Origin of the sequence: Psychrobacter sp. AOP3-A1-26 (assembly GCF_052378235.1) — a bacterium.
GTDB lineage: Bacteria > Pseudomonadota > Gammaproteobacteria > Pseudomonadales > Moraxellaceae > Psychrobacter.
In genome coordinates, this window is sequence record NZ_JBQSXN010000002.1 from 17,524 (window position 1) to 39,285 (window position 21,762).

Here is a 21,762-nt window from a genome sequence, read left to right on the forward strand (position 1 = left end):
AAATAGCTTTGAATACAATATGTGCAAATACTTGATATACAAATAACTGTGTAATGAACGCTGTTATAAGCTTAGCGTTTTATCACCGCGGGCGATACCAATCACGCCTGAGCGTACTACTTCCATAATACGTTCACGACCAATCACATCGATAAATCCATCAAGCTTGGCTTTGTCACCAACGATTTGGATGGTATATAAATTAGAATTTACGTCAACGATTTGTGCACGGAAAATATCTGCACTACGTTTAATCTCTTCACGTACGCCACCGGTAGCCCGTACTTTTATAAGCATCAGTTCACGCTCGACGTGTACGTTCTCTGTTAGGTTTAGCACTTTAACCACTTCAATCAATTTATGCAATTGCTTGGTGATTTGTTCAATCCTTTCAGGCGAGGTAATGGTGGTTACCGTCAAACGTGAAATGCTTGGATCATCGGTAGGTGCGACGTTTAAGGTTTCGATATTGTAGCCACGCTGTGAGAACAAGCCGACTAGCCGCGACAACGAACCCGCTTCGTTTTCCATCAATACCGAAATCAGATGTTGTTGTTGCATTAGGTACGCTCCCCTTTTGTTAACCACATATCACGCATTGCTTGTCCAGCGATTTGCATTGGATACACATGCTCGTTACGATCGACATAAACATCGATAAATACTAGCTTATCTTTCATCGCCATGGCTTCAGCCAACTGTGCTTCCATGGTTGCAGGATCAGTAATCTTGATGCCAACATGACCATAGCTTTCGGCCAATTTCACAAAGTCTGGTAAAGAATTCATATAAGACTGGGCGTGACGACCTTCATACAGCATATCTTGCCACTGCTTGACCATACCCAACTGCGCGTTGTTGAGGTTCAAAATCTTGACAGGCAAATTATATTGCAAGCACGTTGACAGCTCTTGAATATTCATCTGAATAGAGCCTTCACCGGTAATACAAACCACATCGCGCTCAGGATTGGCAAGTTTTGCTGCCATTGCATACGGCAAGCCAACACCCATAGTGCCCAAACCACCTGAGTTCAACCATTGACCCGGCTCATTATAAGTATAATAAAGAGCGGCAAACATCTGATGCTGACCGACGTCGCTGGTGATGATAGCATTACTATTAGTCACTTTATCTAAGGCTTGTACGACCGCTTGTGGCTTGATGCCATTGTCGGTACTGGTATCATAACGCAGGCCATGACGCTTACGCCACTCTTCAATCTGCGACCACCAATCAAGCAATGCATGTTGATCGAGCGCTTTATCGGTACTGATAATATCTAACATGTCTGTCAATACTGATTTCACATCGCCTACGATAGGAATATGGGCAAAAACAGTTTTTGAGATAGAGGTAGGGTCAATATCGATATGGATAATGGTCGCATTAGGACAGAATTTTTTGACGTTATTGGTCACGCGGTCATCAAAACGCGCACCGACTGCCAAAATAACGTCGGCATGGTGCATACTCATATTGGCTTCATAGGTGCCATGCATACCGAGCATACCCAAGAACTGGCCATCAGAACCAGGGAAGGTACCTAATCCCATTAGGGTGTTGGTCACTGGCAAGTTCAAGCGATGGGCAAGCTCAGTAAGCTCTTCATGCGCCTTACTCCAAATCACACCGCCACCAGCGTAGATGACAGGACGCTGAGCGGCCAATAAAGTTTCCACTGCTTTTTTAATTTGACCGCTATGACCTTTTAATGATGGCTGATATGAGCGTATAAACACCTCTTCAGGATACTCATAAGCGAATTTTTCGCTTGGCGCAGTCATATCTTTTGGTATATCGATAACCACAGGGCCTGGGCGTCCAGATTGGGCAATGGAGAAGGCTTTTTTGACGATTGCAGGGATTTCGCTGGCATGGCGAACTTGAAAACTGTGTTTAACGATAGGCCGTGATACGCCGACCATATCCGTTTCTTGGAAAGCATCTTCACCGATTAGGCTACTCGGCACCTGACCCGAGATTACCACCATCGGTACTGAGTCCATAAATGCCGTGGCGATAGCAGTCACGGTATTGGTTGCTCCAGGACCTGATGTTGCCAAAACAACACCGGTATTACCCGTCACGCGCGAATAAGCATCTGCCATATGACCCGCAGCTTGTTCGTGGCGCACGAGAATGTGCTCAATATTTTCTTGCTGAAACAAAGCATCATAGATATGAAGAACGGCACCGCCTGGGTAGCCAAAAATATATTTGACCCCTTCATCAGTCAGTGATTGCACCAACATCTCAGCACCCGATAGCATCACCGGTTGCTCATTACCTTCAGCAAGGCGTTGTTGCTTTTCTTCAAAATTTTTGGCGGCATTACCCGTTTGGGTATGTCCAGTCATGTTTGGACTTTGCGTGGTTTGCGTCACTGTCATCACCTTTTTTTATGGCAAGAGATCGCACTATTTGATAAAAGAAAACAACGGTATTCATGCATAGTTGTTTGTCTCATCAAAATGACTGCTAATCCTTGTCCCTATCAAGAATGTGTGCCCACTATATCTGAGCCGTGCTGCTTTATCAGACAGCATACCACTCAAACATAGCAAATATATGCAAGGTCAGCTTTGTGACAGGAGTTTATCGATATACAGTGACAAGATGCGAATGCATCTTTAAAAGAAGCTTATTATTTGTAGTGAATACCAGCTTGCGGCTATAATAAAATAAATAGAAAAGCACAGAATGTTAAAACAAAATCTCAAAGCTAATATCACGTTATTTGATCGCAAAATCACATAACCTGCTTAACGAGCAAATGTTACCAACACCCATGACACTCTATCTTATAACAGCAAAGTCTTACGAAACACATTAATAATAAGTTTATATTAGTCATTGTAGACGGATAAGTCCGGAGACAATAAATGCAGATTTTATAGCTAACGTAGTAATGACTATTTAATCTAGATTATTGTCACAAAGAAAATAAAACTAAGCAAGCTACTGATAAGCAACCCGTAGTCCTCATTTTCAAGTGCCACGGCAATATCATAAAAGCCGCTCACTGACCAATCAACTGCTATTATATTCGATGGTTTGTGAGCTATTGTCAAGAAAAACTTCTAAAGCCCACCCCTAACTATTGGTTATTAAACAATATGCATTCATAAGGTTTATTTGCTAGAATCAAACAACAATGTATTTATATTGTAATCGAGTGCATTAACCATTATCCTTAACCTATTTATACACATATTTTTTTACTCATTAAGAGGATTTTTACCATGGCATATGCGTCTACAATAAACACCGCTGCCAAATTACTTATTAGTATGGGTACTGCGTGTATGCTAATGCTATCAATGAATGCCAGCCATGCTGTTCAAGTTTATAAGTCTATCGGTGCGCACGGCGAAGTGAAATATAGCCAACATTCTCCGCAAAATGGCAGAAATATTGAGCTGATAGAATTCCGTAGTGATGGCAGACAGAGCAGCGCAGGACAACTGGCGGGTAAAACCGACCCCAATCAAAACAGCAATGCGCCAAGTGCCGAAGAACAGCGGGTCGCACAGCTAGAAGCACGTATTAAAGATCAAGAAACACAAGCAAACGCCCAACGTTGCCAGTCACTACGTAATAACCTGACCAACTTGAATGTTGGTGGCCGTATCTATGAAATGGATGCCAATGGCAAACGTGAGTATCTGGATGGCCGCGAAATTGAGCTTAAGCGTGAGCGTGTGCAGCAAGCCATCAATCAATACTGTAATGGCACTACGACCTAGCCCGACCTAACCGTCATCAGTGATTAGTTGCAACACATGACGTATGGCTACTGGCATATCCTGAGCTTGTAGCCCGCGTTGACCGATTAAAAGCGTGTCATTGTCGCTATTATTGATTTGATTGACTAGCGTATCTCCAGCCAATCCATGAACAACAACCGCTTGGTGCAAACTGCGCGGTTGTTGTTCTAAATCCTGCTGAGCCAATAAGCCAGCAACCACACCCGATAACACGTCGCCCATGCCAGCCGTCGCCATGCCAGCATTGCCCACTCCGCATACATAGATGTGAGGCTGTGCTGTTTTCTGCTCCAAAATTAGCGACCCTGCACCCTTTAATACCCAATCGCCGCCGTAAGTAGTCGCACACTGCTCTATAGAGACCAACCTATCGGCTTCCACCTCTTGTACTTTTTTATCGAGCAACCTAGCAGCCTCACCACTATGCGGTGTCAAACGAACCTGATGCTCAGCACTGTATTCTTTTAGCTGTGCTATTAGTTTATGACCAGCCCTCTGCAATGACGCCAAATGATAGAGACCATCGGCATCGATCACTATTGGTTTTTTCTCCGCTATAACAGTTTGTACATAGCTGATAAATAATGCTTCTGCTTTTTTGTCGCGACCAAGCCCCATGCCGATAGCCACCACACTGGCTTCCCTAATCAAATCTTTTACGCCATCCTGGTCATGTAAATTGATGGTCATTGCATCCGGTAGTGAAGTTAATAGCGCTCCATGAAAAGCTTCATGGCAAGCAACGGTGATTTTACCCGCTCCTGCTGCCATCGCACTTGATGCAGAGAGTATCGCTGCGCCGCCCATACCTTGTGAGCCATCGACACGATTGCCCCCGATGACCAACACATGACCATAGCTGCCTTTATAGCTGTTTTGGCGACGCGTGTTTAAACCATGCGCTGTATTAATCAGGGTAGCAACTGGTAGTAACGGCTTACTATTTACCTGATAAGGTATCAGCGGTATATCAATCACCGCACCGCTATAATCCATGCCATCCTTCGTATGCAGTCCGAATTTACGAGCAATCAAGCACAAAGTCACGTCAGCCTGTATTGCCACACGATCGAACACCTCTCCAGTTGAAGCAACCAACCCACTCGGAATATCAACGGCAATGGCCAATGAATGACGTTGTTGAGATACCTTATTAAACGCGCAAATTGCTAATTTATAAATACCAACAGGGGCGCGATCTAGTCCAATACCGAATAATGCATCGATATAGATATCAACTTGCGAGTAGTTATCTACTTGTTTGTCCTGACTATAAGCACTATCTTCAAAACGTTGATAGTCGCAGTCAGCAGATAGCGCTACTTGTAAAGCCTTTTCTGCATCAGATGTAGGCCCGTTTTTATGAGCATCATTCGTGCTATTACCTATCTCAAAATCGCGATTATCAAAACCGACAGTAACTATTTCCACCTGCCAGCCCATTTGCTGCAAATAATAAGCAATCAGCCAACCATCACCGCCATTATTACCTTTAGCAACCCAAACACTAGCTCGACGTTGACAAATATGACGACGATAAACGTTGTTTTTAAAAGAGGCATTGGCGTGTGGTTGCTCAGAAAACTGCTCAATATATAGCGACATGTGCCAAGCCGCTTGCTTCATTAAGCTAAAGCTGTCATTACCTTGAGCAAACCACGCCTGCTCCATCATATAGAGCTGCTCGCTGCTATACAGCGCGACAGGCATGGTTGGTTTCGCTAATAAATAGGCTGGTACTTGCATGGCTAATCCTTTAGTATTTTTATTGGCGTGTTATATATAATTTTAAAATCTGATTATTTCTCAATCATATTAGCTTAGCAAAAGCTTACTTTGACTTATGTATCAATATGAATGCAGTTTTATTGGATTTGACCCTTGCGCTCTTGGCTCACTGGCTTATCATAACGGTATTCTCATTAACGCTTACTGTCATACATGAATAATAATTCTCAAACAAACTTACCCAATTCACCAGACGGCGTGCATCAAAATAAGATTGCCGTCAATGGCATCCTAACGTTTGCAACCACAGCAGACGTCAAGCAATGGATTAAGAGCCAAGCACAAGCCTTAGGGTTTGCTGACTGTGGTTTCTTATCCGTACATCACCCTTTATTTATTAAGCAAACCGAACACTTAAAAAAATGGTTAGCCAAAGGTTATGAAGGGCAATTGCAATTTATGCACAACAATCACCATCTGCGCGCCAACCCTGCACAGCTGGTAGAAGGCGCAAAAACTATCATCAGCGTACGTATGGACTATTTAACCCAAGCACCAACACCCCGCGCTGTTACAGATAATGATTACCCTAACCAAGGCATCATTGCGCGATATGCCAGAGGGCGTGATTATCATAAAACCATGCGCAGTCGCCTGAAGAAACTGGCATTAACAATCGAATCCATGCTCCCTAAGTGGCAACATCTAGATATTGGCACTGAAACGGACTTTATCTTTAGACCGTTCAGTGACTCAGCGCCTATCTTTGAGCGGCCTATTGCTGATGCGGCTGGTCTTGGCTGGACAGGAAAGCACACATTGCTAATAAACAAGCAAGCGGGTTCATTTTTTGTCCTTGGCGAGCTATTTATGAGTCTTGAGCTACCAGATGATGAGCCCGTTAAGGAACATTGTGGCAGTTGCAGCGCTTGTATCGATATCTGCCCTACTCAAGCAATTATCGCACCCTATGAGCTCGATGCGTCGGCCTGTATCTCTTACCTCACTATCGAACACGATGGCAGTATTGATACCAAATACCGCCGTGCGATTGGCAATCGTATCTTTGGTTGTGACGACTGCCAACTCATCTGTCCGTGGAATCGCTATGCCAATATCACGCCTGTAGAAGACTTTTCCCCACGGCATAACCTTGATAACAGCAGTCTGCTAGAATTATGGCAATGGCAAGAAGCCGAATTTATGAAAAAGACCGAAGGCAGCCCACTCAGACGAACCGGTTATGTAAATTTTTTACGCAATATTGCCATTGGACTTGGTAACGCCAGTGCTAGTGAGGAAACAATTGACCAACTGCGATTAAAACTAGGCATACATAACGAGATGCTTGATGAGCATATTAACTGGGCAATAACTGAGCAGCTCGATAAACTAAAGATTCTTAAGTCATAGCATGATGTTTATAAAATAAAAAAGCCTCTTATATATAAGAGGCTTTTTTATCAATGCATATTTTAAATAATGAGGTGTTTAGAGGTTTATATCTCTATACGTTCAAAAGTAATCCTATGGTTTAGGAATACGTAATACTTGACCAGGATAGATCTTATCAGGGCTTGATAGCATTGGTTTATTGGCCTCAAATATTTTTGTATAATCATTTGCTGACCCATAAACTTCCTGAGCGATCTTAGACAAATTGTCACCAGACTTTACTGTATACATGGTAGATTCAGGTGCATCTTCTTCAATATCGATATTATCAATTACTTTAGCAACGTTCTGCACGTTACCAATTGCGATAATCGCTTTTTCGCGATCTGCCTGGGTTTTAGCCTTACCGCTAATTTCTGCGGTATCTGTTGAGCCGTTGTATTTGATTTTTAGCTCACTAATATCCAAATTTTGCTGCTGAATGCGGCGAAGTAAGATATTGGCTACTGACTGCGCTGAAGGCTCACTACTTTGTGCTGGCGTATTGGCATCTGCTTTCGTCTCTGATTTTGCATCATGTTTGGCATCATCACGATTGAAAATTTTCTCACCGATGTCTTTTGCAAAGCTAAACATACCCATATAATTGCTCCTTAAACTATTGTTATTTATTATCAATCATTATTATACGATGGTAATTGTCTTTATTTACCGTACTTACCATCGTTGTTTTTACTGACCATTATTAGTATAAACAAAGGCAGATAAGGTAGATAGTAATAGTATGTTGAGTAATGTTGACTTGGCGTAGCTTCTGTTAACGCAATTATTAATCGTATAAATATAATCAGTGAGAAGTAATATCGCTACATCACGTATTGCAGGTACCGTTTTTTCTTGCTTGCTGTGCCTACGCAGACAGAGGCTGCAAAAAACTATACCCGCAGTATCGTAACGTTTTTAAAGTATTTTAACTATATACGTTATCCTGGTTAAAAATAGGTATAAAAAAACCGCCTATCTACTAAGATAAGCGGTTATATCGAACCTGTCGAGCAAGTTGCTATTTATAGCTGCGCTTGTACATAGTCGATTGCTTTTTGAACCGTGGTCAGCTCTGCTGAATCTTCATCAGGAATAGTGATGCCAAAATCGCTCTCGAATGACATTACCAATTCAACTAGGTCTAATGAATCAGCGCCTAAGTCTTCCATAAATGAAGCGTCGTTGTTGATGTCTTCAACATTCATACCTAATTGCTCAGCTACTGCAGCTTTAACTCTTAGCTCGGTATCATTACTCATGTAGATTTCTCCTTTTTGATCTATTATTTTACGAATTACCATAGCCCTGTCATTAGACGCTATGGCATAGTATATAAAATGGGATTTTCAGATTAGCATGCCGTTTGAGTGCTTCATAACCAGTCATACGTTTTGACTAATGTCTAGTAAAGCCTCGCTATCATACAGGGCTTTGACATAAAAGTGTCCGTCATTATAGCACCCTTTATTATAGTTTACACTCGTTCACACAGTTTTTTATTATAAGTATGTAACGCTGATTTGTTACTTACATATACATGCCACCATTGACTGGAATAACGGCACCAGTGATGTAACTGGCTTCATCGCTGGCTAAAAAATGTACGGCTGCGGCAATGTCTTCTGGTTGACCAAGGCGGCTGATTGGTACGGCATCTAACATAGAATTTAGGAGGCGCTCATCGAGCTCATCTGTCATATCAGTCTCAATCAAGCCTGGCGCTACACAGTTGATGGTCACTTGTCGTGAGCCAATTTCACGGGCCAAAGTGCGACTGAACCCTTCTATACCTGCTTTGGTCGCCGCATAGTTAGATTGACCTGCATTGCCCATTTGAGCAACCACAGAGGTGATGCTAATGATGCGACCGCGGCGCGCTTTCATCATACCGCGTACAGCGCGCTTACTCATGCGATAAACCGACGTCAAATTGGTATCAATGACATTATCCCAATCGTCATCTTTCATGCGCATTAGTAGGCCGTCTTGGGTGATACCAGCATTATTGACCAATACTTGCACCGCCCCGTAGACACTCTCAATCTCTTCGAACAACTTATCAATCTGTGCGGTATCACGTACATCTAAAACGCGCCCGATACCCCCGCTATCGTGGAGATAGTCTTCGATAAGTTCAGCACCTTTTTCAGTGGTCGCTGTGCCAATGACAAAATGTCCTTCTTTAGCAAAACGTTTGGCGACGGCTTTACCGATGCCACGGCTAGCACCGCTCACTAATGTAATCGTACGGCTCATGATAACACCTCTATTAACTTATCAAGACGGGCAGGCTTATCAGTAGGATAGCTAGTAATTGGCTGTGCTTGACGCTTTGCCAAATTGCTTAATACATTACCACTGCCACATTCGATTAAAATATTAACTTGTTTGTCAGCCAGCTCTTGCATGGTTTTTGACCATAATACTGGCTCACTTAATTGCTCGGTCAACGCCTGTTTGATACCTACCGCACTGGTCTCAACACGCGCATGGCGATTTTGAATCACAGGAATGGTCGCTTGATCGAACTGAATCTCAGCCAGTATCTCAGCCAATGCATCGCTAGCAGGCGCCATAAGCGCACAGTGTGACGGTACACTTACCTTGAGTGGAATAGACTTTTTACCCGTATTTTGGACTTTATCAATGACCGCATTCACCCCAGCCGCATTACCGGATATGACCACTTGTCCTGGGCTATTAAAGTTGGCGGCACCCACCACTGCATCATCCACGTGTTCAGCCGCTTGCTCACAGAGGTTTTCAACCCGCTGATCTTCAAGTCCTAGTACTGCAGCCATAGCGGTATCCACGCCCACAACGGCTTCTTGCATCAACTGACCGCGCTTATGTACCAAGGTGACGGCATCAGCAAGCGATATCACCCCAGCCGCACACAGGGCGCTATACTCACCCAAAGAATGACCAGCCAAATAACAAGGCGTATTATCTATTTTTTGTTTTAAAACACGCCAAATTGCAATGCTCGCCGTCAGTAATGCAGGCTGAGTATATTTTGTTTGATTGAGTTTCTCTTCGTCCTGACAGATTGCCCATAAGTCTTCACCAAGTGCCGCGCTGGCTTCAGTAAAAGTATCGCGAATCTCTGGATAAATTTCGGCAAGCTCGCTAGTCATCCCGACTACTTGAGAGCCTTGTCCAGGAAAAATTACTGCAATACGTGTAGGCTGTTTTTTTGCCATATCGGGTGCAGAGGCCATAACCAATATTCCTTATTTAATTGGAAATATCCCTAAAATAATGGGGTTTATTATATTGTTAGATACAATAGTTGTTAAATACGATGAGTATTAAGTGCAATTAATGCTAGATAATAGGTAAAACCGTGACTTTGATTATTCATCTAAAGAAATAGATTATCTATAGAAACGGACGGTCAGTAAACTATACACTGACACACAGCATTATCATAGCGCCTGAAACTTAAACACCTATAGTAAAACGCTATTCGCGTTAAAGCGATGCATAAATCAAGAAGTCATATCGCCTCACTTTTATAGCGACTAAAAACGAGCGTTAAAAGTGATGGCAATATCTACCATAAAAGCCAATAACAAAAAGCCAAGTTATCCAGCCACATAATATATGATAGCGAAATAACTTGGCTTTTTTTAACTCAAAGCTCACCGTCTAATAACAGCGATGCAAAAATAACGATAGTCACCAGTACTATCATTATTTTACATCAGCCATTATCTAGCCAGTAACTTAAGCGTCTTGACTGACCTTGAATAACTGGCGGCCACGGTAGAAACCATCTTTAGTCATATGATGACGACGATGTTTTTCACCAGTGGTAGCATCTACGCTTAGCTCAGCCACTTCCATACGATGGTGTGAACGGCGCATGTCACGACGAGAACGGCTTTTACGACTTTTTTGAACAGCCATGATATAGCTCCTATACTTAAAAGGGATAAGCTTAAAATTCAGCTTTCATCGATACTGACAGAGGCTATAAATCACAACAACCTAAGTCTTAAGCATCATTAGTTAAATAGATTGCCACCTACATAAAGTACTGACCATGTCTAAAACCTATAAAGATTTGCTCAGTCAGCTTCTATCAGCAAGTAACTTGTTGCTAGAATGCAATAAATCGGACATTATACGCATGTTTCATGCATTAATAAAGCCCTGCCTTCACTCTTCTGCACAAAGCTGATAAAAGACACTATAAATATACTCCATAGCGTGTCTATTACGCTGTAGCTTGTTATATTATAGCTTGCCTTTGAGTGCAGCTAAAGCGGCAAAAGGATTTTCGCTTTCTTCTTCTTCTGAAATCTCGCCAAATTGCTCAACACTCATTTCACAATCATCGTGCTTCGGTGCCATTGGCGTTTTGAGCAATATCTCGTCCTCTACCAACTTTTTAAATGGCAATAGACGTTCTGGAGCCGGATCAGTTATGATTTCATCGAGTAATAAGTAATCTTGTTCATCATCGATTAAGCGCGCTTGGCTATCATCCTCTAACAGCGCAATATCATAATCGTCAGACAAGTCGACTGCCACTGGTTGCAAACAGCGTTGACAAGTTAACCAAACATCACCCGTCAATGTAAACGCTAAGTGCAACACATTGTTGCGGCGATACAAATCAGCATTGAGCGATATTTTTTCTTGCTCATGTTCTGTGGTCAATATAGCAGCGAGACGTTGAAAAGAGCGCGGTTCCACCTCTCCTACCCATTGATAACCAGTGTCTGCCCATTTATCTAAAGAAATAGACTCAGGCATGCTGGTAGAGATAGGCGCTATTTTATTATCAACATCGAGTGCTGACGGTTTATTTTCTGGAGTGCTTGACATGCGCGGCCTCATTCATCAAAACGGTGTATAATATTGCCTGCCATACTAACGGAAAGCGCCGAGCGGTACTAGCGCGAGTATGTTACTATTTTTGGCGCTTATTTGTTACTATATTTTGTGCTTATATTTTATCATTTACTTATATCTATACAGCACATCAGTCACTTATCTTTTAATGGGTTAATATTTTAATTATGATATCGCCTGCTGTTAATCCTGATTTTTCCAACTTATTGTCTGCCATTGATGCAGAGGTATTACTCAAACATCTACAGGAATTAGAAAATAACAGAATAAAAAACCCTGATGATAGACTAATGGTTGAAAAAAGTGAGCCGTTGGAGCAGCTATCGATACAATGGCAAAGATTTTTTACTTCTCAAACCAAAAATATCTTGGTTGATGACAGCGAACAAGCAATAACCAACTGGCTCATAAAACTGTTTAATACACTGTTCGCCAATCAACAAGTCATACTAGTACGCGGTGATAGCGAGCCAGAATATTTTCCTGCTAACAATAACCAACCAGCACGTATTGAGTTTGCTCATGGATTTTTCCAAAGTGCCTTACATGAATTGAGTCATTGGTGTATTGCAGGTGAGCGCCGTAGACAGTTGGCTGACTTTGGCTACTGGTATGCAGCAGACGGCCGATCAGAGGCTCAACAGCAGTCTTTTGAGCGCGTTGAGATTAAGCCGCAAGCACTAGAATGTTTATTCACTCTGGCATGCAGGCGACCTTTTCAGGTCTCACAAGACAATTTATTTGCTGATTTTGATACCAGCAGCAGCACCTTTGCTCATGATGTTTATTTGCAAGTTGCAGAATATATTGCTAAGCCGTGTACTTTACCACGGGATGCGAAGACTTTATTGACAACCCTGCTCAGGATTTGCTCTACTCGTTAAGTAATCTGGCGATAAAGTATCAATCAAACGTTATTATCATTTTCTATTAACCTTTTTCTACGGATCGTAACGCCTTGCTACTAAACTTATATTTGCTTTACGCTATACTAATGAATAAACCAATAATTATAAAGTAAGGATCTATTATGCAAGTATTCTACATTCATCCAGACAACCCGCAGCCACGTCTTATCGAGCAAGCAGCGGATCTATTACGCAAAGATCAGTTGATTATCTATCCTACCGATACCAGCTATGCTTTTGGTTGCCGTTTAGGGGCAAAAGACGCGCTAGAAAAACTCAAACAAATTCGTGAGCTTGATGACAAACACCAGTTCACCTTACTATGCCGTGATCTAAGTGAGATTGCCAGCTACGCCACCGTGGACAATGTGCAGTTCAAACAGATAAAAGCGCATACGCCAGCACCTATTACTTTTATTTTAAATGCCACCAAAGATGTGCCTAAGAAGTTGGCTCACGCAAAGAAAAAGACGATTGGCATTCGAGTACCAAGCAACCCTATCGCTCAGGCACTGTTAGAGGCCATGGATGAACCTATCCTAACCAGCTCATTGATATTGCCGAACCGCGATGACATCCTTGATGACCCGTTTGAAATTGAAGATTTATTAACCAATCAAATAGATGGATTAATCAACGCTGGAATTAAGACCACCAAACTGACCACTATTGTAGATATGACCAGCAGCCAACCTGAAATTATTAGGCAGGGTGCTGCTGATGTCGAATCGTTATTATTGTAAGTGCCAAAAAACATTACGCATAAAAAAAGCTCCAATTAATTGGAGCTTTTTTTATAAATTATATCATCAATATAAAATTAGTCGCGATCAACCAATTCTACATAAGCCATTGGCGCATTGTCACCATCACGATGACCACATTTTACGATACGCAAATAACCACCTGGACGCGTTTGGTAACGAGGACCTAACGTGCCAAACAATTTGCCTACCATAGCTTTGCTACGCATACGGCTGAATGCTAAACGACGATTAGCAACGCTGTCTTCTTTAGCCATAGTGATCAACGGCTCGGCAACGCGACGTAATTCTTTAGCTTTTGGTAAAGTTGTTTTGATCAGTTCATGCTCAAATAATGAGTTGGTCATGTTCTGAAACATTGCCTTACGATGACTGCCGGTACGACCCAGCTTGACTCCACTCTTACGATGGCGCATAGTCAAAAATCCTTAAAGTTTAACGGCTACGATAAGAAAAGCGATCATCAACACGTAAATCAGCTGGCGGCCAGTTATCTAGGCGCATACCGAGCTCTAAATCTTTAGACGCTAATACGTCTTTGATTTCCGTTAATGATTTCTTACCAAGATTTGGGGTTTTTAGTAGTTCAGTCTCTGAACGCTGTACCAAATCACCGATATAGTAAATGTTTTCAGCTTTCAAGCAGTTGGCTGAGCGAACCGTTAGTTCAAGATCGTCCACAGGGCGTAATAGCACCGGGTCAACCTCTTCTTTTTCTTTCACAGGCTCAGGCGCTTCTTCAGCTTCTAGGTCAACAAAGATAGAAATCTGTTGTTGTAATATAGTGGCTGCTTTACGAATTGCTTCTTCTGGATCTATAGTGCCATTAGTTTCAAGCTCAACGATAAGACGATCAAGGTCAGTACGCTGCTCTACACGAGCGTTCTCAACTTGATAAGCAACACGAAGCACAGGACTAAAACTTGCATCAAGCTTTAAGCGTCCAATTGCTTTGGTATCACCATCTTCACGGCGCTGGTTTGCTGGCTCATATCCACGACCCATTACTACACGCAAACGCATCTTAAGATGACCACGGTCACTCAATGTACCCAATACCAATTCTGGATTGATAATATCCACATTGTGCGGTAACGCGATGTCTGCAGCAGTAATAGTGCCTGGACCTTGTTTATCCAAGGTCAAAAATACTTCATTTTGGTCATGAAGCGTGATTGCTAAGCCTTTTAGATTCAAAAGCAAATCAAGCACATCTTCTTGCAATCCCTCAAGCGTTGAGTATTCATGGTCAACACCATCAATCTCAGCTTCAATGACTGCAGCACCAGGTAATGAAGATAACAAGATGCGACGTAAGGCATTACCAAGGGTATGCCCAAAGCCGCGTTCTAACGGTTCGAGCGTGACTTTCGCAATCGTTTCATTAACCGTATCCACATTAATGGCGTTCGGCGTTAGAAACTCAGTTGCATTTAGCATCATGATGTCACCTCGATTTATTAAACTGGTTTAATTAACGTTGATTGCTCAATGCCACTTCCATGGCATCGAGCAGTACGTCATTACTTAGAGTATAGCTCAACGATCAAGCTTTCGTTGATTTCAGCAGGTAGATCAATACGATCAGGCGCTTGTTTGAACGTGCCTTGTAGTTTGCTGTGATCAACATCTAGCCATTCTGGAATACCACGTTGTGACGCTAGTTCAATAGCGTTTTTAATACGTAGTTGTTCGCGAGACTTCTCTTGGATAGCGATGACATCACCATCTTGCAACTGGATTGATGGAATGTTCACACGAACAAACTCGTCACGGCCAGCTTTTTTTACCATAACGGTACGATGACTAACCAACTGGCGTGCTTCAGCACGAGTTGAGCCAAAGCCCATACGATATACTACGTTATCAAGACGACTCTCAAGCATTGCTAACAAGTTCTCACCAGTAGCACCACGCTTACGAGCAGCTTCTTTATAGTAGTTGGCAAATTGACGCTCTAATACACCATAGATACGCTTAACTTTTTGTTTTTCGCGTAACTGTAGAGAGTACTCTGAGCTTTTATTACGACTGACACCATGTTGACCAGGTGGACGAGCCGCTTTTTTCGTTTTTACGTCATATGGTTTAACACCAGACTTAAGGCCTAAGTCTGTACCTTCACGACGTGATAATTTGAGTTTTGGTCCAATATAGCGGGCCATTGTTATGTCTCCTATAAGCTTTTGGGATAAAAAGCTTCGTCTTTAATATTAGACGCGGCGCTTTTTCGGCGCACGGCAACCATTGTGTGGGATTGGGGTTACATCAGAGATGCTGTTAACTTTATAACCCAATGCACCTAGTGCTCTTACCGCAGACTCACGACCCGGTCCTGGTCCTTTGACCAAAACATCGATATTCTTAACACCATATTCTTGAGCCGCTTTACCAGCGACTTCAGCTGCAACCTGAGCTGCAAATGGTGTAGATTTACGTGAACCACGGAAGCCTTGTCCACCTGAAGTGGCCCAAGCCAGTGCATTACCTTGACGATCGGTAATCGTAACAATGGTGTTATTAAAAGACGCATGGATATGGGCAACGCCCTCCGATACTGAACGACGAGTCACTTTCTTGCGACTACGAGTGTCTTTAGCCATCTTTTAGCTTCCTAAGTTAATTATCTTTTGAGAGGGCGTGTCGGACCCTTACGAGTACGAGCGTTGTTCTTGGTATTCTGACCTCTAACCGGTAGGTTACGACGATGGCGGATGCCACGGTAACAACCAAGATCAACCAAACGCTTAATATTCATTGATACTTCACGACGAAGGTCACCCTCAGTCATGTAATTTGCAACTTGTGCACGGATAGCATCTAACTGTGTGTCATCTAACTGACTAACTTTAGTAGTAGGGGCAATGCCAACTGCTTCTAAGATTTTCTGAGCAGTGGTACGACCTACACCAAAGATGTAAGTTAGTGAAATAACAGCATGCTTATTATCCGGAATGTTTACGCCGGCAATACGAGCCATTGATTTCTCTCCATTAAAGAAAAATAAGCGTTATCTATCGATAAGGCATTATTTTTCAGATTTGTTGCTGTCAATACTAAAGCTTTTATAATTGAAATCTCTGCTTTGACTTGGTAGCAAGCCTATTCGTTGACGCTATTATAAAATATTTTGTATAAACTACGGCAAGTGGCGGATGATATCGCATCCGCCGTCATTTTTCAAGTGTTAAATTAGATAGCAGTAAAAACCTTAAGATTTTTTGATACTAAATATTAACCTTGACGTTGCTTGTGGCGAGGTTCTGCAGTACAAATAATATGTACACGGCCTTTACGGCGCACAACTTTACAGCTACCACAAATCTTTTTAACTGATGCTTGAACTTTCATAGCATACTCCTTTGAGATATCGTACCGCTCATTTAAGGTTGAGTGGGCGATTGAATTAACGTCTGATCATGATATTGATGGGTCATCAAATGCGCTTGAATTTGCGAGATGAAGTCCATCACCACAACCACCATAATCAGTAACGACGTACCACCAAGTTGAAACGGTACACCAAACGATGACTGGACGACCATTGGCATTAAACAAATAACCGTCATATACATCGCGCCAATAAAGGTCAGTCGGTTTAATACATGATCGAGGTAACGCTGAGTTTGTTGTCCGGGGCGGATACCTGGGATATACGCACCACTACGTTTAAGGTTCTCAGCTACTTCGCGCGGACTAAATACCAATGCCGTATAAAAGTAACAGAAGAAAATAATCATTGCGCCAAACAGTACTAAATATAGCGGTTGCCCTGGTGACAGTACCAACGCCATATTTTGTAAGATTTTCTGTGTAAAGGTAGGATCAGTTGATTGACCAACCCACTGCCCTAAACTTGCTGGAAACAACAATAACGAGCTGGCAAAAATGGCTGGGATAACCCCTGCCATGTTCAGCTTCAACGGCAGATGTGACTGCTGCTGAGCATATATTTTGCGACCTTGTTGTTGTTTTTGCGCATAGTTTACGGGGACACGGCGCTGAGCACGTTCAATATAAACAATGCCTGCGGTAACCGCGATACCTAGTAGCACAAAAATAAACAATACAATCAAGTTCATCTGACCTTGATTGACCTGCTCGATAGACTGCGAAATCATACCTGGCGTACCAGCCACAATGCTTGCAAAAATAAGCATTGAGATACCATTACCTACACCACGTTCTGTAATTTGCTCACCAAGCCACATTAAGAACATAGCACCTGCTACTAATGAAGTAACAGCTGGAATATAAAAGGTAAGACCAGAAGATAAAGTAAGGTTTTGGCTGATTAGGCCAGCACACATTCCTAATGACTGCACTAGCGCTAAACCAAGTGTCCCTTGACGGGTATATTTATTTAGCTTACGTCGTCCCGCTTCGCCCTCTTTTTTGAGTGCTTCAAGCGATGGTAATACCGCAGACATCATCTGTACGATAATGGATGCTGATATATATGGCATGATGCCAAGCGCCATGATGGACATACGCTCTAGTGCACCACCCGAAAACATGTTAAACATGCTTAGAATGGTGTTTTCGTTGCGCGAAAACAGATCAGCCAAGTTAACCGGATTGATACCCGGTACTGGAATATGTGACCCTAAACGATAAACAATCAATGCGCCGATTAAAAATAATAAACGCGTCCATAATTCATCGTATTTACGGATGAATGCAAATGGATTGAGCGGTATACCAGTCGATGACATTGATTGTTTTGACACGTTACTACTCCTCGATGCTACCACCAGCAGCTTCGATTGCTTGCTTGGCACCTTTAGTCACTTTGATACCTTTAAAGGTATAAGCTTTAGTGACTTCGCCAGATAGCATAACACGCGCACGCTTCATATCATGACGGATAAGATTGGCAGCTTTAAGTGTTTCAATGCTAACCACGTCGCCTTCAATTTTATTCAGTTCAGACAAACGGACTTCAGCAGTCTTCATCGCCATTTTACTGGTAAAACCAAATTTTGGTAGACGACGATATAAAGGCATTTGACCGCCTTCAAATCCTGAGCGAACGCTAGAACCTGAACGAGATTTCTGACCTTTTACACCACGACCACCAGTCTTACCAAGACCTGAACCGATACCACGACCACGACGTTGGGCAGTTTTCTTTGCGCCAACACCTGGTGATAATTCATTTAATCTAAGTCCCATTACGCTTCCTCCACTTTTACCATGTAGTTGACGCGATTGACCATACCACGGGTTGAAGGAGTATCTTCTACTTCAACAGTATGATTAATACGGCGTAAACCCAATCCTTTCAAGCTCGCTTTGTGGCTCTTTAGGCGATGGGCACCTGATTTAAATTGAGTGACTTTCATTTTTTTCATCGTAACTCACCTAGTTTAAGTTAACCCAAGATTTCGTCTACAGATTTACCACGTTTCGCTGCCATCTTCTCTGGAGTTGACATATCACGTAAACCGTTAAACGTTGCACGAACAACGTTAGCAGTATTGGTAGAACCATAACATTTAGTCAAAACATCTTTGACACCAGCAACTTCTAATACCGCACGCATTGCGCCACCGGCGATTACGCCAGTACCTTCAGATGCAGGCTGCATAAGAACTTTACTAGCACCATGACGTGCTTTGATCGGATGATACAAAGTTGCATCATTTAGCTCAACAGTAATCATATTACGTTTGGCAGCTTCTAGTGCTTTTTGGATAGCAGCTGGCACTTCGCGCGCTTTACCACGACCAAAACCAACACGACCATTGCCATCGCCCACTACGGTCAACGCAGTGAAAGAGAAAATACGACCACCTTTAACAACTTTTGCAACGCGATCAACGGTAACTAAGCGTTCTACTAGACCGTCAGTCTGTTCATTTTTATCATTTTTATCATTTCTAGCCATGATTAAAACTCCAATCCGTTTTCGCGAGCAGCTTCAGCTAAAGCTTTCACTCGACCATGATATTTAAAACCACTACGGTCAAAGGCAACTTTTGTAATACCAGCTGCTTTTGCGCGTTCTGCGATCAATTGGCCCACAGACGTCGCTGCATCAGCGTTACCAGTCGCGCCTGAGCGCAAGCTGCTGTCTAAGGTAGATGCCTGAGCAATCACTTCACCACCGTTCGGAGAGATAATCTGGGCATAGATGTGTTTCGGTGTGCGGTTAACCGTTAGACGATTAGCGCCTAAAACACGGATGTGTGCACGGGTTTTCTTAGCTCGACGTAGACGAGCTGCTTTTTTATCAAACATTTCAACTCACCTTATTTTTTCTTGGCTTCTTTGCGAATCACATGCTCGTCACTATAACGAATACCTTTACCTTTATAAGGCTCAGGTGGGCGGAAACCACGGATATTAGCCGCTGCTTGACCAAGCTGCTGTTTATTGTTTGATTTCAAAACAATTTCAGTTTGCGTTGGGGTTTCAGCTGATACACCTTCAGGTAGCGTATATTCTACTGGATGTGAGTAACCAACGTTCAACGTTACTTTATTACCAGTAGCTTGAGCGCGATAACCAACACCAATTAACTGAAGACGTTTTTCAAAGCCTTCACTCACGCCGATAACATAATTGTTAAGCAGGGCGCGCATGGTGCCAGTGTGCATCATGGCATCTTTTGAATCGACTGTAGGTGAGAAAACGATTGCATCATCTTCCTGTTTCAGCTCGACCAATTCATGCAGGCGTAAAGACATATTGCCATTCTTGCCTTTAACTTCGACCTGCCGATCGTTCAAAGTAACGCTTACGCCGTTTGGCAGCGTCACTGGGGCTTTAGCCACACGAGACATAGGAGTATTCCTTAAAAAATTAACTTGCTTTTATTAGCGAAAAAACTAACAGGCTAAAAAGCCTGCTAGTTTAGCATAATTGTCCCCAATAAACACCATCCAATCTAATCAATCTCAGGTGTTTAACTTTCTTTGAACTGACTATAAATCATAATAGATTTAATTAAGCTCAAAGGGGTTCAAATAGACTTTATCGTCTCATTACCTAACGCAATAACTGCGGATATTAGGCAACGAATGCGACGATTTCACCACCGATACCAGCAGCGCGTGCAGCACGATCACTCATGATGCCTTGACTGGTTGATACAATAGCAACACCCATACCTTGCTTAACAGTAGGGATAGCGTCTTTACCGCGATGCTGGCGTAAACCAGGACGGCTAAAACGTTGGATCGTTTCGATGACAGCTTTGCCTTCGAAGTATTTTAGTTCGATAGATAAGGTTGCTTTGTTGTTGTCTTCTTCAGTCACAACAGCGCTAGCCACATAACCTTCACTAACCAATAAGTCAGCGATTGATTTACGTAGTTTAGAGCTCGGCATTGCTACCGATACTTTATTAGCCATTTGTGCGTTACGAATACGGGTTAGCATATCCCCAACGGTATCTTGCATACTCATATAGTTACTCCTTACCAGCTTGCTTTACGAACACCAGGCACATCGCCTTGCATGACACGCTCACGCAGCATATTGCGTGATAAGCCAAACTTGCGGAAGTAACCGTGAGGACGACCTGTGATAGCACAACGATTGCGCAGACGTACTGGCGATGAGTTGCGTGGTAGGGCTTGTAGCTCTAGCATCGCTTCCATACGTGTTTCGTCACTTGCAGTCATATCACTGATAGTTTCTTTTAGCTTGATACGCTTTTCAGCATATTTAGCAACCATTTTTTCGCGTTTTAATTCGCGGTTAATCATGCTCTTCTTTGCCATAACGTCTTTACCTTATTTAAATGGGAAGCCGAATGCTTTAAGCAACGCACGACCTTCTTCATCAGTACCAGCTGACGTGGTGATCGTCACATCCATACCGCGGATACGATCAATCTTGTCAAAATCTACTTCTGGGAATACGATTTGTTCTTTGATACCCAATGAGTAGTTACCACGTCCGTCAAAGGCTTTAGGTGAAAAACCGCGGAAATCACGAATACGAGGAATTGCAATGGCAATGAGACGATCTAAAAATTCGTACATTTGCTCACCGCGTAGCGTTACTTTACAGCCAATTGGCCATTCTTCACGAATCTTAAAACCAGCAACTGATTTACGCGCTTTGGTGACGACAGGTTTTTGACCAGCAATTGCAGTCATATCAGCCACTGCACCTTCAAGCAATTTCTTGTCTTGAGACGCACCGCCTACACCCATATTAAGTGTGACTTTAGTGATTTTAGGCACTTGCATCACATTCGCCAAACCAAGCTCTTCTTTGATTTGCTGCTTTAGTTCATCGTTATATAAAGATTTTAATCTTGCCATTACCATTACA

Annotated in this window: 28 protein-coding genes; 4 read left to right on the forward strand and 24 right to left on the reverse strand. The window is 42.6% G+C overall.

Features of this window, described 5'->3' with window-relative positions; all coding sequences use genetic code 11:
- Positions 1 to 63 precede the first annotated feature (63 nt).
- Complete coding sequence (gene ilvN / locus ACT3TU_RS00615; protein ID WP_192523681.1) at positions 64 to 561, reverse strand: acetolactate synthase small subunit; 498 nt, start codon at positions 559 to 561, stop codon at positions 64 to 66.
- On the reverse strand, positions 561 to 2,273 hold the full coding sequence (locus ACT3TU_RS00620; RefSeq protein WP_225735175.1) for an acetolactate synthase 3 large subunit: 1,713 nt from the start codon (positions 2,271 to 2,273) through the stop codon (positions 561 to 563). The genes ilvN and ACT3TU_RS00620 overlap by 1 nt, the downstream gene beginning before the upstream one ends.
- A 972-nt stretch (positions 2,274 to 3,245) precedes the next feature.
- Here ACT3TU_RS00620 and ACT3TU_RS00625 point away from each other — a divergent pair.
- Entirely contained in the window at positions 3,246 to 3,749 is a 504-nt protein-coding gene (locus ACT3TU_RS00625) for a DUF4124 domain-containing protein (protein WP_192523679.1), read from the forward strand.
- 6 nt (positions 3,750 to 3,755) lie between these two features.
- Here the strand turns inward: ACT3TU_RS00625 and ACT3TU_RS00630 are convergent, their stop codons facing one another.
- Positions 3,756 to 5,516, reverse strand: coding sequence for an NAD(P)H-hydrate dehydratase (locus tag ACT3TU_RS00630; protein WP_444783913.1), 1,761 nt, complete (start codon positions 5,514 to 5,516; stop codon positions 3,756 to 3,758).
- A 195-nt stretch (positions 5,517 to 5,711) separates the two neighbouring features.
- On the opposite strand from ACT3TU_RS00630, the gene queG reads away from it, so the two are divergent.
- The gene (gene queG, locus ACT3TU_RS00635) at positions 5,712 to 6,911 is read left to right on the forward strand and encodes a tRNA epoxyqueuosine(34) reductase QueG (RefSeq protein ID WP_444783914.1); all 1,200 of its coding nucleotides are present in this window, start codon (positions 5,712 to 5,714) and stop codon (positions 6,909 to 6,911) included.
- A 114-nt stretch (positions 6,912 to 7,025) separates the two neighbouring features.
- Here queG and lysM read toward each other — a convergent pair whose 3' ends face one another.
- The 6 genes from lysM to ACT3TU_RS00665 form a co-directional block, all read right to left on the reverse strand.
- Positions 7,026 to 7,535, reverse strand: coding sequence for a peptidoglycan-binding protein LysM (lysM, locus tag ACT3TU_RS00640; protein ID WP_444783915.1), 510 nt, complete (start codon positions 7,533 to 7,535; stop codon positions 7,026 to 7,028).
- Positions 7,536 to 7,960: 425 nt separating this feature from the next.
- Complete coding sequence (gene acpP / locus ACT3TU_RS00645) at positions 7,961 to 8,197, reverse strand: acyl carrier protein (protein WP_025652201.1); 237 nt, start codon at positions 8,195 to 8,197, stop codon at positions 7,961 to 7,963.
- A 268-nt stretch (positions 8,198 to 8,465) separates the two neighbouring features.
- On the reverse strand, positions 8,466 to 9,194 hold the full coding sequence (gene fabG, locus ACT3TU_RS00650; protein WP_192523675.1) for a 3-oxoacyl-ACP reductase FabG: 729 nt from the start codon (positions 9,192 to 9,194) through the stop codon (positions 8,466 to 8,468).
- The gene (gene fabD / locus ACT3TU_RS00655) at positions 9,191 to 10,159 is read right to left on the reverse strand and encodes an ACP S-malonyltransferase (protein WP_192528821.1); all 969 of its coding nucleotides are present in this window, start codon (positions 10,157 to 10,159) and stop codon (positions 9,191 to 9,193) included. Before fabD ends, fabG begins: the two co-directional genes overlap by 4 nt.
- A gap of 508 nt (positions 10,160 to 10,667) precedes the next feature.
- On the reverse strand, positions 10,668 to 10,850 hold the full coding sequence (gene rpmF / locus ACT3TU_RS00660; RefSeq protein ID WP_010196743.1) for a 50S ribosomal protein L32: 183 nt from the start codon (positions 10,848 to 10,850) through the stop codon (positions 10,668 to 10,670).
- A 330-nt stretch (positions 10,851 to 11,180) separates the two neighbouring features.
- Entirely contained in the window at positions 11,181 to 11,774 is a 594-nt protein-coding gene (locus ACT3TU_RS00665; protein ID WP_444783916.1) for a YceD family protein, read from the reverse strand.
- A 194-nt stretch (positions 11,775 to 11,968) separates the two neighbouring features.
- Between ACT3TU_RS00665 and ACT3TU_RS00670 the strand changes: the two genes are divergently transcribed.
- Positions 11,969 to 12,685, forward strand: a complete 717-nt coding sequence (locus tag ACT3TU_RS00670) for an elongation factor P hydroxylase (RefSeq protein ID WP_444783917.1) — start codon at positions 11,969 to 11,971, stop codon at positions 12,683 to 12,685.
- Between the two features lie 146 nt (positions 12,686 to 12,831).
- Entirely contained in the window at positions 12,832 to 13,452 is a 621-nt protein-coding gene (locus ACT3TU_RS00675; protein WP_444783918.1) for an L-threonylcarbamoyladenylate synthase, read from the forward strand.
- A 77-nt stretch (positions 13,453 to 13,529) separates the two neighbouring features.
- On the opposite strand, the gene rplQ is transcribed toward ACT3TU_RS00675, so the two are convergent.
- The 15 genes from rplQ to rplE form a co-directional block, all read right to left on the reverse strand.
- Entirely contained in the window at positions 13,530 to 13,889 is a 360-nt protein-coding gene (gene rplQ / locus ACT3TU_RS00680) for a 50S ribosomal protein L17 (protein ID WP_010196736.1), read from the reverse strand.
- A 19-nt stretch (positions 13,890 to 13,908) separates the two neighbouring features.
- Positions 13,909 to 14,916, reverse strand: coding sequence for a DNA-directed RNA polymerase subunit alpha (locus ACT3TU_RS00685; protein WP_087040762.1), 1,008 nt, complete (start codon positions 14,914 to 14,916; stop codon positions 13,909 to 13,911).
- 80 nt (positions 14,917 to 14,996) lie between these two features.
- The gene (gene rpsD, locus ACT3TU_RS00690) at positions 14,997 to 15,638 is read right to left on the reverse strand and encodes a 30S ribosomal protein S4 (RefSeq protein ID WP_192523476.1); all 642 of its coding nucleotides are present in this window, start codon (positions 15,636 to 15,638) and stop codon (positions 14,997 to 14,999) included.
- Between the two features lie 48 nt (positions 15,639 to 15,686).
- The gene (rpsK, locus tag ACT3TU_RS00695; protein WP_058368279.1) at positions 15,687 to 16,076 is read right to left on the reverse strand and encodes a 30S ribosomal protein S11; all 390 of its coding nucleotides are present in this window, start codon (positions 16,074 to 16,076) and stop codon (positions 15,687 to 15,689) included.
- A gap of 20 nt (positions 16,077 to 16,096) precedes the next feature.
- Positions 16,097 to 16,453, reverse strand: a complete 357-nt coding sequence (gene rpsM / locus ACT3TU_RS00700; RefSeq protein WP_021813384.1) for a 30S ribosomal protein S13 — start codon at positions 16,451 to 16,453, stop codon at positions 16,097 to 16,099.
- Positions 16,454 to 16,707: 254 nt separating this feature from the next.
- The gene (rpmJ, locus tag ACT3TU_RS00705; protein WP_010196721.1) at positions 16,708 to 16,824 is read right to left on the reverse strand and encodes a 50S ribosomal protein L36; all 117 of its coding nucleotides are present in this window, start codon (positions 16,822 to 16,824) and stop codon (positions 16,708 to 16,710) included.
- A gap of 32 nt (positions 16,825 to 16,856) precedes the next feature.
- Positions 16,857 to 18,188 carry a preprotein translocase subunit SecY gene (gene secY / locus ACT3TU_RS00710; protein WP_192523479.1) on the reverse strand — a complete coding sequence of 444 codons (1,332 nt, stop codon included), beginning with the start codon at positions 18,186 to 18,188 and terminating at the stop codon, positions 16,857 to 16,859.
- Positions 18,189 to 18,207: 19 nt separating this feature from the next.
- A complete protein-coding gene (gene rplO / locus ACT3TU_RS00715; RefSeq protein ID WP_192523475.1) occupies positions 18,208 to 18,648 on the reverse strand; it encodes a 50S ribosomal protein L15 in 441 nt (146 codons plus the stop codon).
- Positions 18,648 to 18,827, reverse strand: coding sequence for a 50S ribosomal protein L30 (gene rpmD, locus ACT3TU_RS00720; protein ID WP_010196714.1), 180 nt, complete (start codon positions 18,825 to 18,827; stop codon positions 18,648 to 18,650). Before rpmD ends, rplO begins: the two co-directional genes overlap by 1 nt.
- Before the next feature lie 20 nt (positions 18,828 to 18,847).
- A complete protein-coding gene (gene rpsE, locus ACT3TU_RS00725; protein ID WP_192523474.1) occupies positions 18,848 to 19,363 on the reverse strand; it encodes a 30S ribosomal protein S5 in 516 nt (171 codons plus the stop codon).
- Positions 19,364 to 19,365: 2 nt separating this feature from the next.
- Positions 19,366 to 19,716, reverse strand: a complete 351-nt coding sequence (gene rplR / locus ACT3TU_RS00730) for a 50S ribosomal protein L18 (RefSeq protein ID WP_192523473.1) — start codon at positions 19,714 to 19,716, stop codon at positions 19,366 to 19,368.
- An 11-nt stretch (positions 19,717 to 19,727) separates the two neighbouring features.
- Complete coding sequence (gene rplF, locus ACT3TU_RS00735) at positions 19,728 to 20,261, reverse strand: 50S ribosomal protein L6 (RefSeq protein ID WP_192523472.1); 534 nt, start codon at positions 20,259 to 20,261, stop codon at positions 19,728 to 19,730.
- 226 nt (positions 20,262 to 20,487) lie between these two features.
- Positions 20,488 to 20,886, reverse strand: a complete 399-nt coding sequence (gene rpsH / locus ACT3TU_RS00740; protein WP_192523471.1) for a 30S ribosomal protein S8 — start codon at positions 20,884 to 20,886, stop codon at positions 20,488 to 20,490.
- An 11-nt stretch (positions 20,887 to 20,897) separates the two neighbouring features.
- Positions 20,898 to 21,203: a 30S ribosomal protein S14 gene (rpsN, locus tag ACT3TU_RS00745; protein ID WP_010196705.1), complete on the reverse strand. Its 306-nt coding sequence runs from the start codon at positions 21,201 to 21,203 to the stop codon at positions 20,898 to 20,900.
- Positions 21,204 to 21,215: 12 nt separating this feature from the next.
- Positions 21,216 to 21,752 carry a 50S ribosomal protein L5 gene (gene rplE / locus ACT3TU_RS00750; protein ID WP_192523470.1) on the reverse strand — a complete coding sequence of 179 codons (537 nt, stop codon included), beginning with the start codon at positions 21,750 to 21,752 and terminating at the stop codon, positions 21,216 to 21,218.
- Positions 21,753 to 21,762: the final 10 nt, after the last annotated feature.

What these genes read in the sequence shown, in the direction of transcription:
- ilvN (WP_192523681.1), bottom strand. Translation starts at nt 561, where the DNA reads ATGCAACAACAACATCTGATTTCGGTATTGATGGAAAACGAAGCGGGT.
- ACT3TU_RS00620 (WP_225735175.1), bottom strand. Translation starts at nt 2,273, where the DNA reads ATGCTATCGGGTGCTGAGATGTTGGTGCAATCACTGACTGATGAAGGG.
- ACT3TU_RS00625 (WP_192523679.1), top strand. Translation starts at nt 3,246, where the DNA reads ATGGCATATGCGTCTACAATAAACACCGCTGCCAAATTACTTATTAGT.
- ACT3TU_RS00630 (WP_444783913.1), bottom strand. Translation starts at nt 5,516, where the DNA reads ATGCAAGTACCAGCCTATTTATTAGCGAAACCAACCATGCCTGTCGCG.
- queG (WP_444783914.1), top strand. Translation starts at nt 5,712, where the DNA reads ATGAATAATAATTCTCAAACAAACTTACCCAATTCACCAGACGGCGTG.
- lysM (WP_444783915.1), bottom strand. Translation starts at nt 7,535, where the DNA reads ATGGGTATGTTTAGCTTTGCAAAAGACATCGGTGAGAAAATTTTCAAT.
- acpP (WP_025652201.1), bottom strand. Translation starts at nt 8,197, where the DNA reads ATGAGTAATGATACCGAGCTAAGAGTTAAAGCTGCAGTAGCTGAGCAA.
- fabG (WP_192523675.1), bottom strand. Translation starts at nt 9,194, where the DNA reads ATGAGCCGTACGATTACATTAGTGAGCGGTGCTAGCCGTGGCATCGGT.
- fabD (WP_192528821.1), bottom strand. Translation starts at nt 10,159, where the DNA reads ATGGCCTCTGCACCCGATATGGCAAAAAAACAGCCTACACGTATTGCA.
- rpmF (WP_010196743.1), bottom strand. Translation starts at nt 10,850, where the DNA reads ATGGCTGTTCAAAAAAGTCGTAAAAGCCGTTCTCGTCGTGACATGCGC.
- ACT3TU_RS00665 (WP_444783916.1), bottom strand. Translation starts at nt 11,774, where the DNA reads ATGTCAAGCACTCCAGAAAATAAACCGTCAGCACTCGATGTTGATAAT.
- ACT3TU_RS00670 (WP_444783917.1), top strand. Translation starts at nt 11,969, where the DNA reads ATGATATCGCCTGCTGTTAATCCTGATTTTTCCAACTTATTGTCTGCC.
- ACT3TU_RS00675 (WP_444783918.1), top strand. Translation starts at nt 12,832, where the DNA reads ATGCAAGTATTCTACATTCATCCAGACAACCCGCAGCCACGTCTTATC.
- rplQ (WP_010196736.1), bottom strand. Translation starts at nt 13,889, where the DNA reads ATGCGCCATCGTAAGAGTGGAGTCAAGCTGGGTCGTACCGGCAGTCAT.
- ACT3TU_RS00685 (WP_087040762.1), bottom strand. Translation starts at nt 14,916, where the DNA reads ATGATGCTAAATGCAACTGAGTTTCTAACGCCGAACGCCATTAATGTG.
- rpsD (WP_192523476.1), bottom strand. Translation starts at nt 15,638, where the DNA reads ATGGCCCGCTATATTGGACCAAAACTCAAATTATCACGTCGTGAAGGT.
- rpsK (WP_058368279.1), bottom strand. Translation starts at nt 16,076, where the DNA reads ATGGCTAAAGACACTCGTAGTCGCAAGAAAGTGACTCGTCGTTCAGTA.
- rpsM (WP_021813384.1), bottom strand. Translation starts at nt 16,453, where the DNA reads ATGGCTCGTATTGCCGGCGTAAACATTCCGGATAATAAGCATGCTGTT.
- rpmJ (WP_010196721.1), bottom strand. Translation starts at nt 16,824, where the DNA reads ATGAAAGTTCAAGCATCAGTTAAAAAGATTTGTGGTAGCTGTAAAGTT.
- secY (WP_192523479.1), bottom strand. Translation starts at nt 18,188, where the DNA reads ATGTCATCGACTGGTATACCGCTCAATCCATTTGCATTCATCCGTAAA.
- rplO (WP_192523475.1), bottom strand. Translation starts at nt 18,648, where the DNA reads ATGGGACTTAGATTAAATGAATTATCACCAGGTGTTGGCGCAAAGAAA.
- rpmD (WP_010196714.1), bottom strand. Translation starts at nt 18,827, where the DNA reads ATGAAAAAAATGAAAGTCACTCAATTTAAATCAGGTGCCCATCGCCTA.
- rpsE (WP_192523474.1), bottom strand. Translation starts at nt 19,363, where the DNA reads ATGGCTAGAAATGATAAAAATGATAAAAATGAACAGACTGACGGTCTA.
- rplR (WP_192523473.1), bottom strand. Translation starts at nt 19,716, where the DNA reads ATGTTTGATAAAAAAGCAGCTCGTCTACGTCGAGCTAAGAAAACCCGT.
- rplF (WP_192523472.1), bottom strand. Translation starts at nt 20,261, where the DNA reads ATGTCTCGTGTGGCTAAAGCCCCAGTGACGCTGCCAAACGGCGTAAGC.
- rpsH (WP_192523471.1), bottom strand. Translation starts at nt 20,886, where the DNA reads ATGAGTATGCAAGATACCGTTGGGGATATGCTAACCCGTATTCGTAAC.
- rpsN (WP_010196705.1), bottom strand. Translation starts at nt 21,203, where the DNA reads ATGGCAAAGAAGAGCATGATTAACCGCGAATTAAAACGCGAAAAAATG.
- rplE (WP_192523470.1), bottom strand. Translation starts at nt 21,752, where the DNA reads ATGGCAAGATTAAAATCTTTATATAACGATGAACTAAAGCAGCAAATC.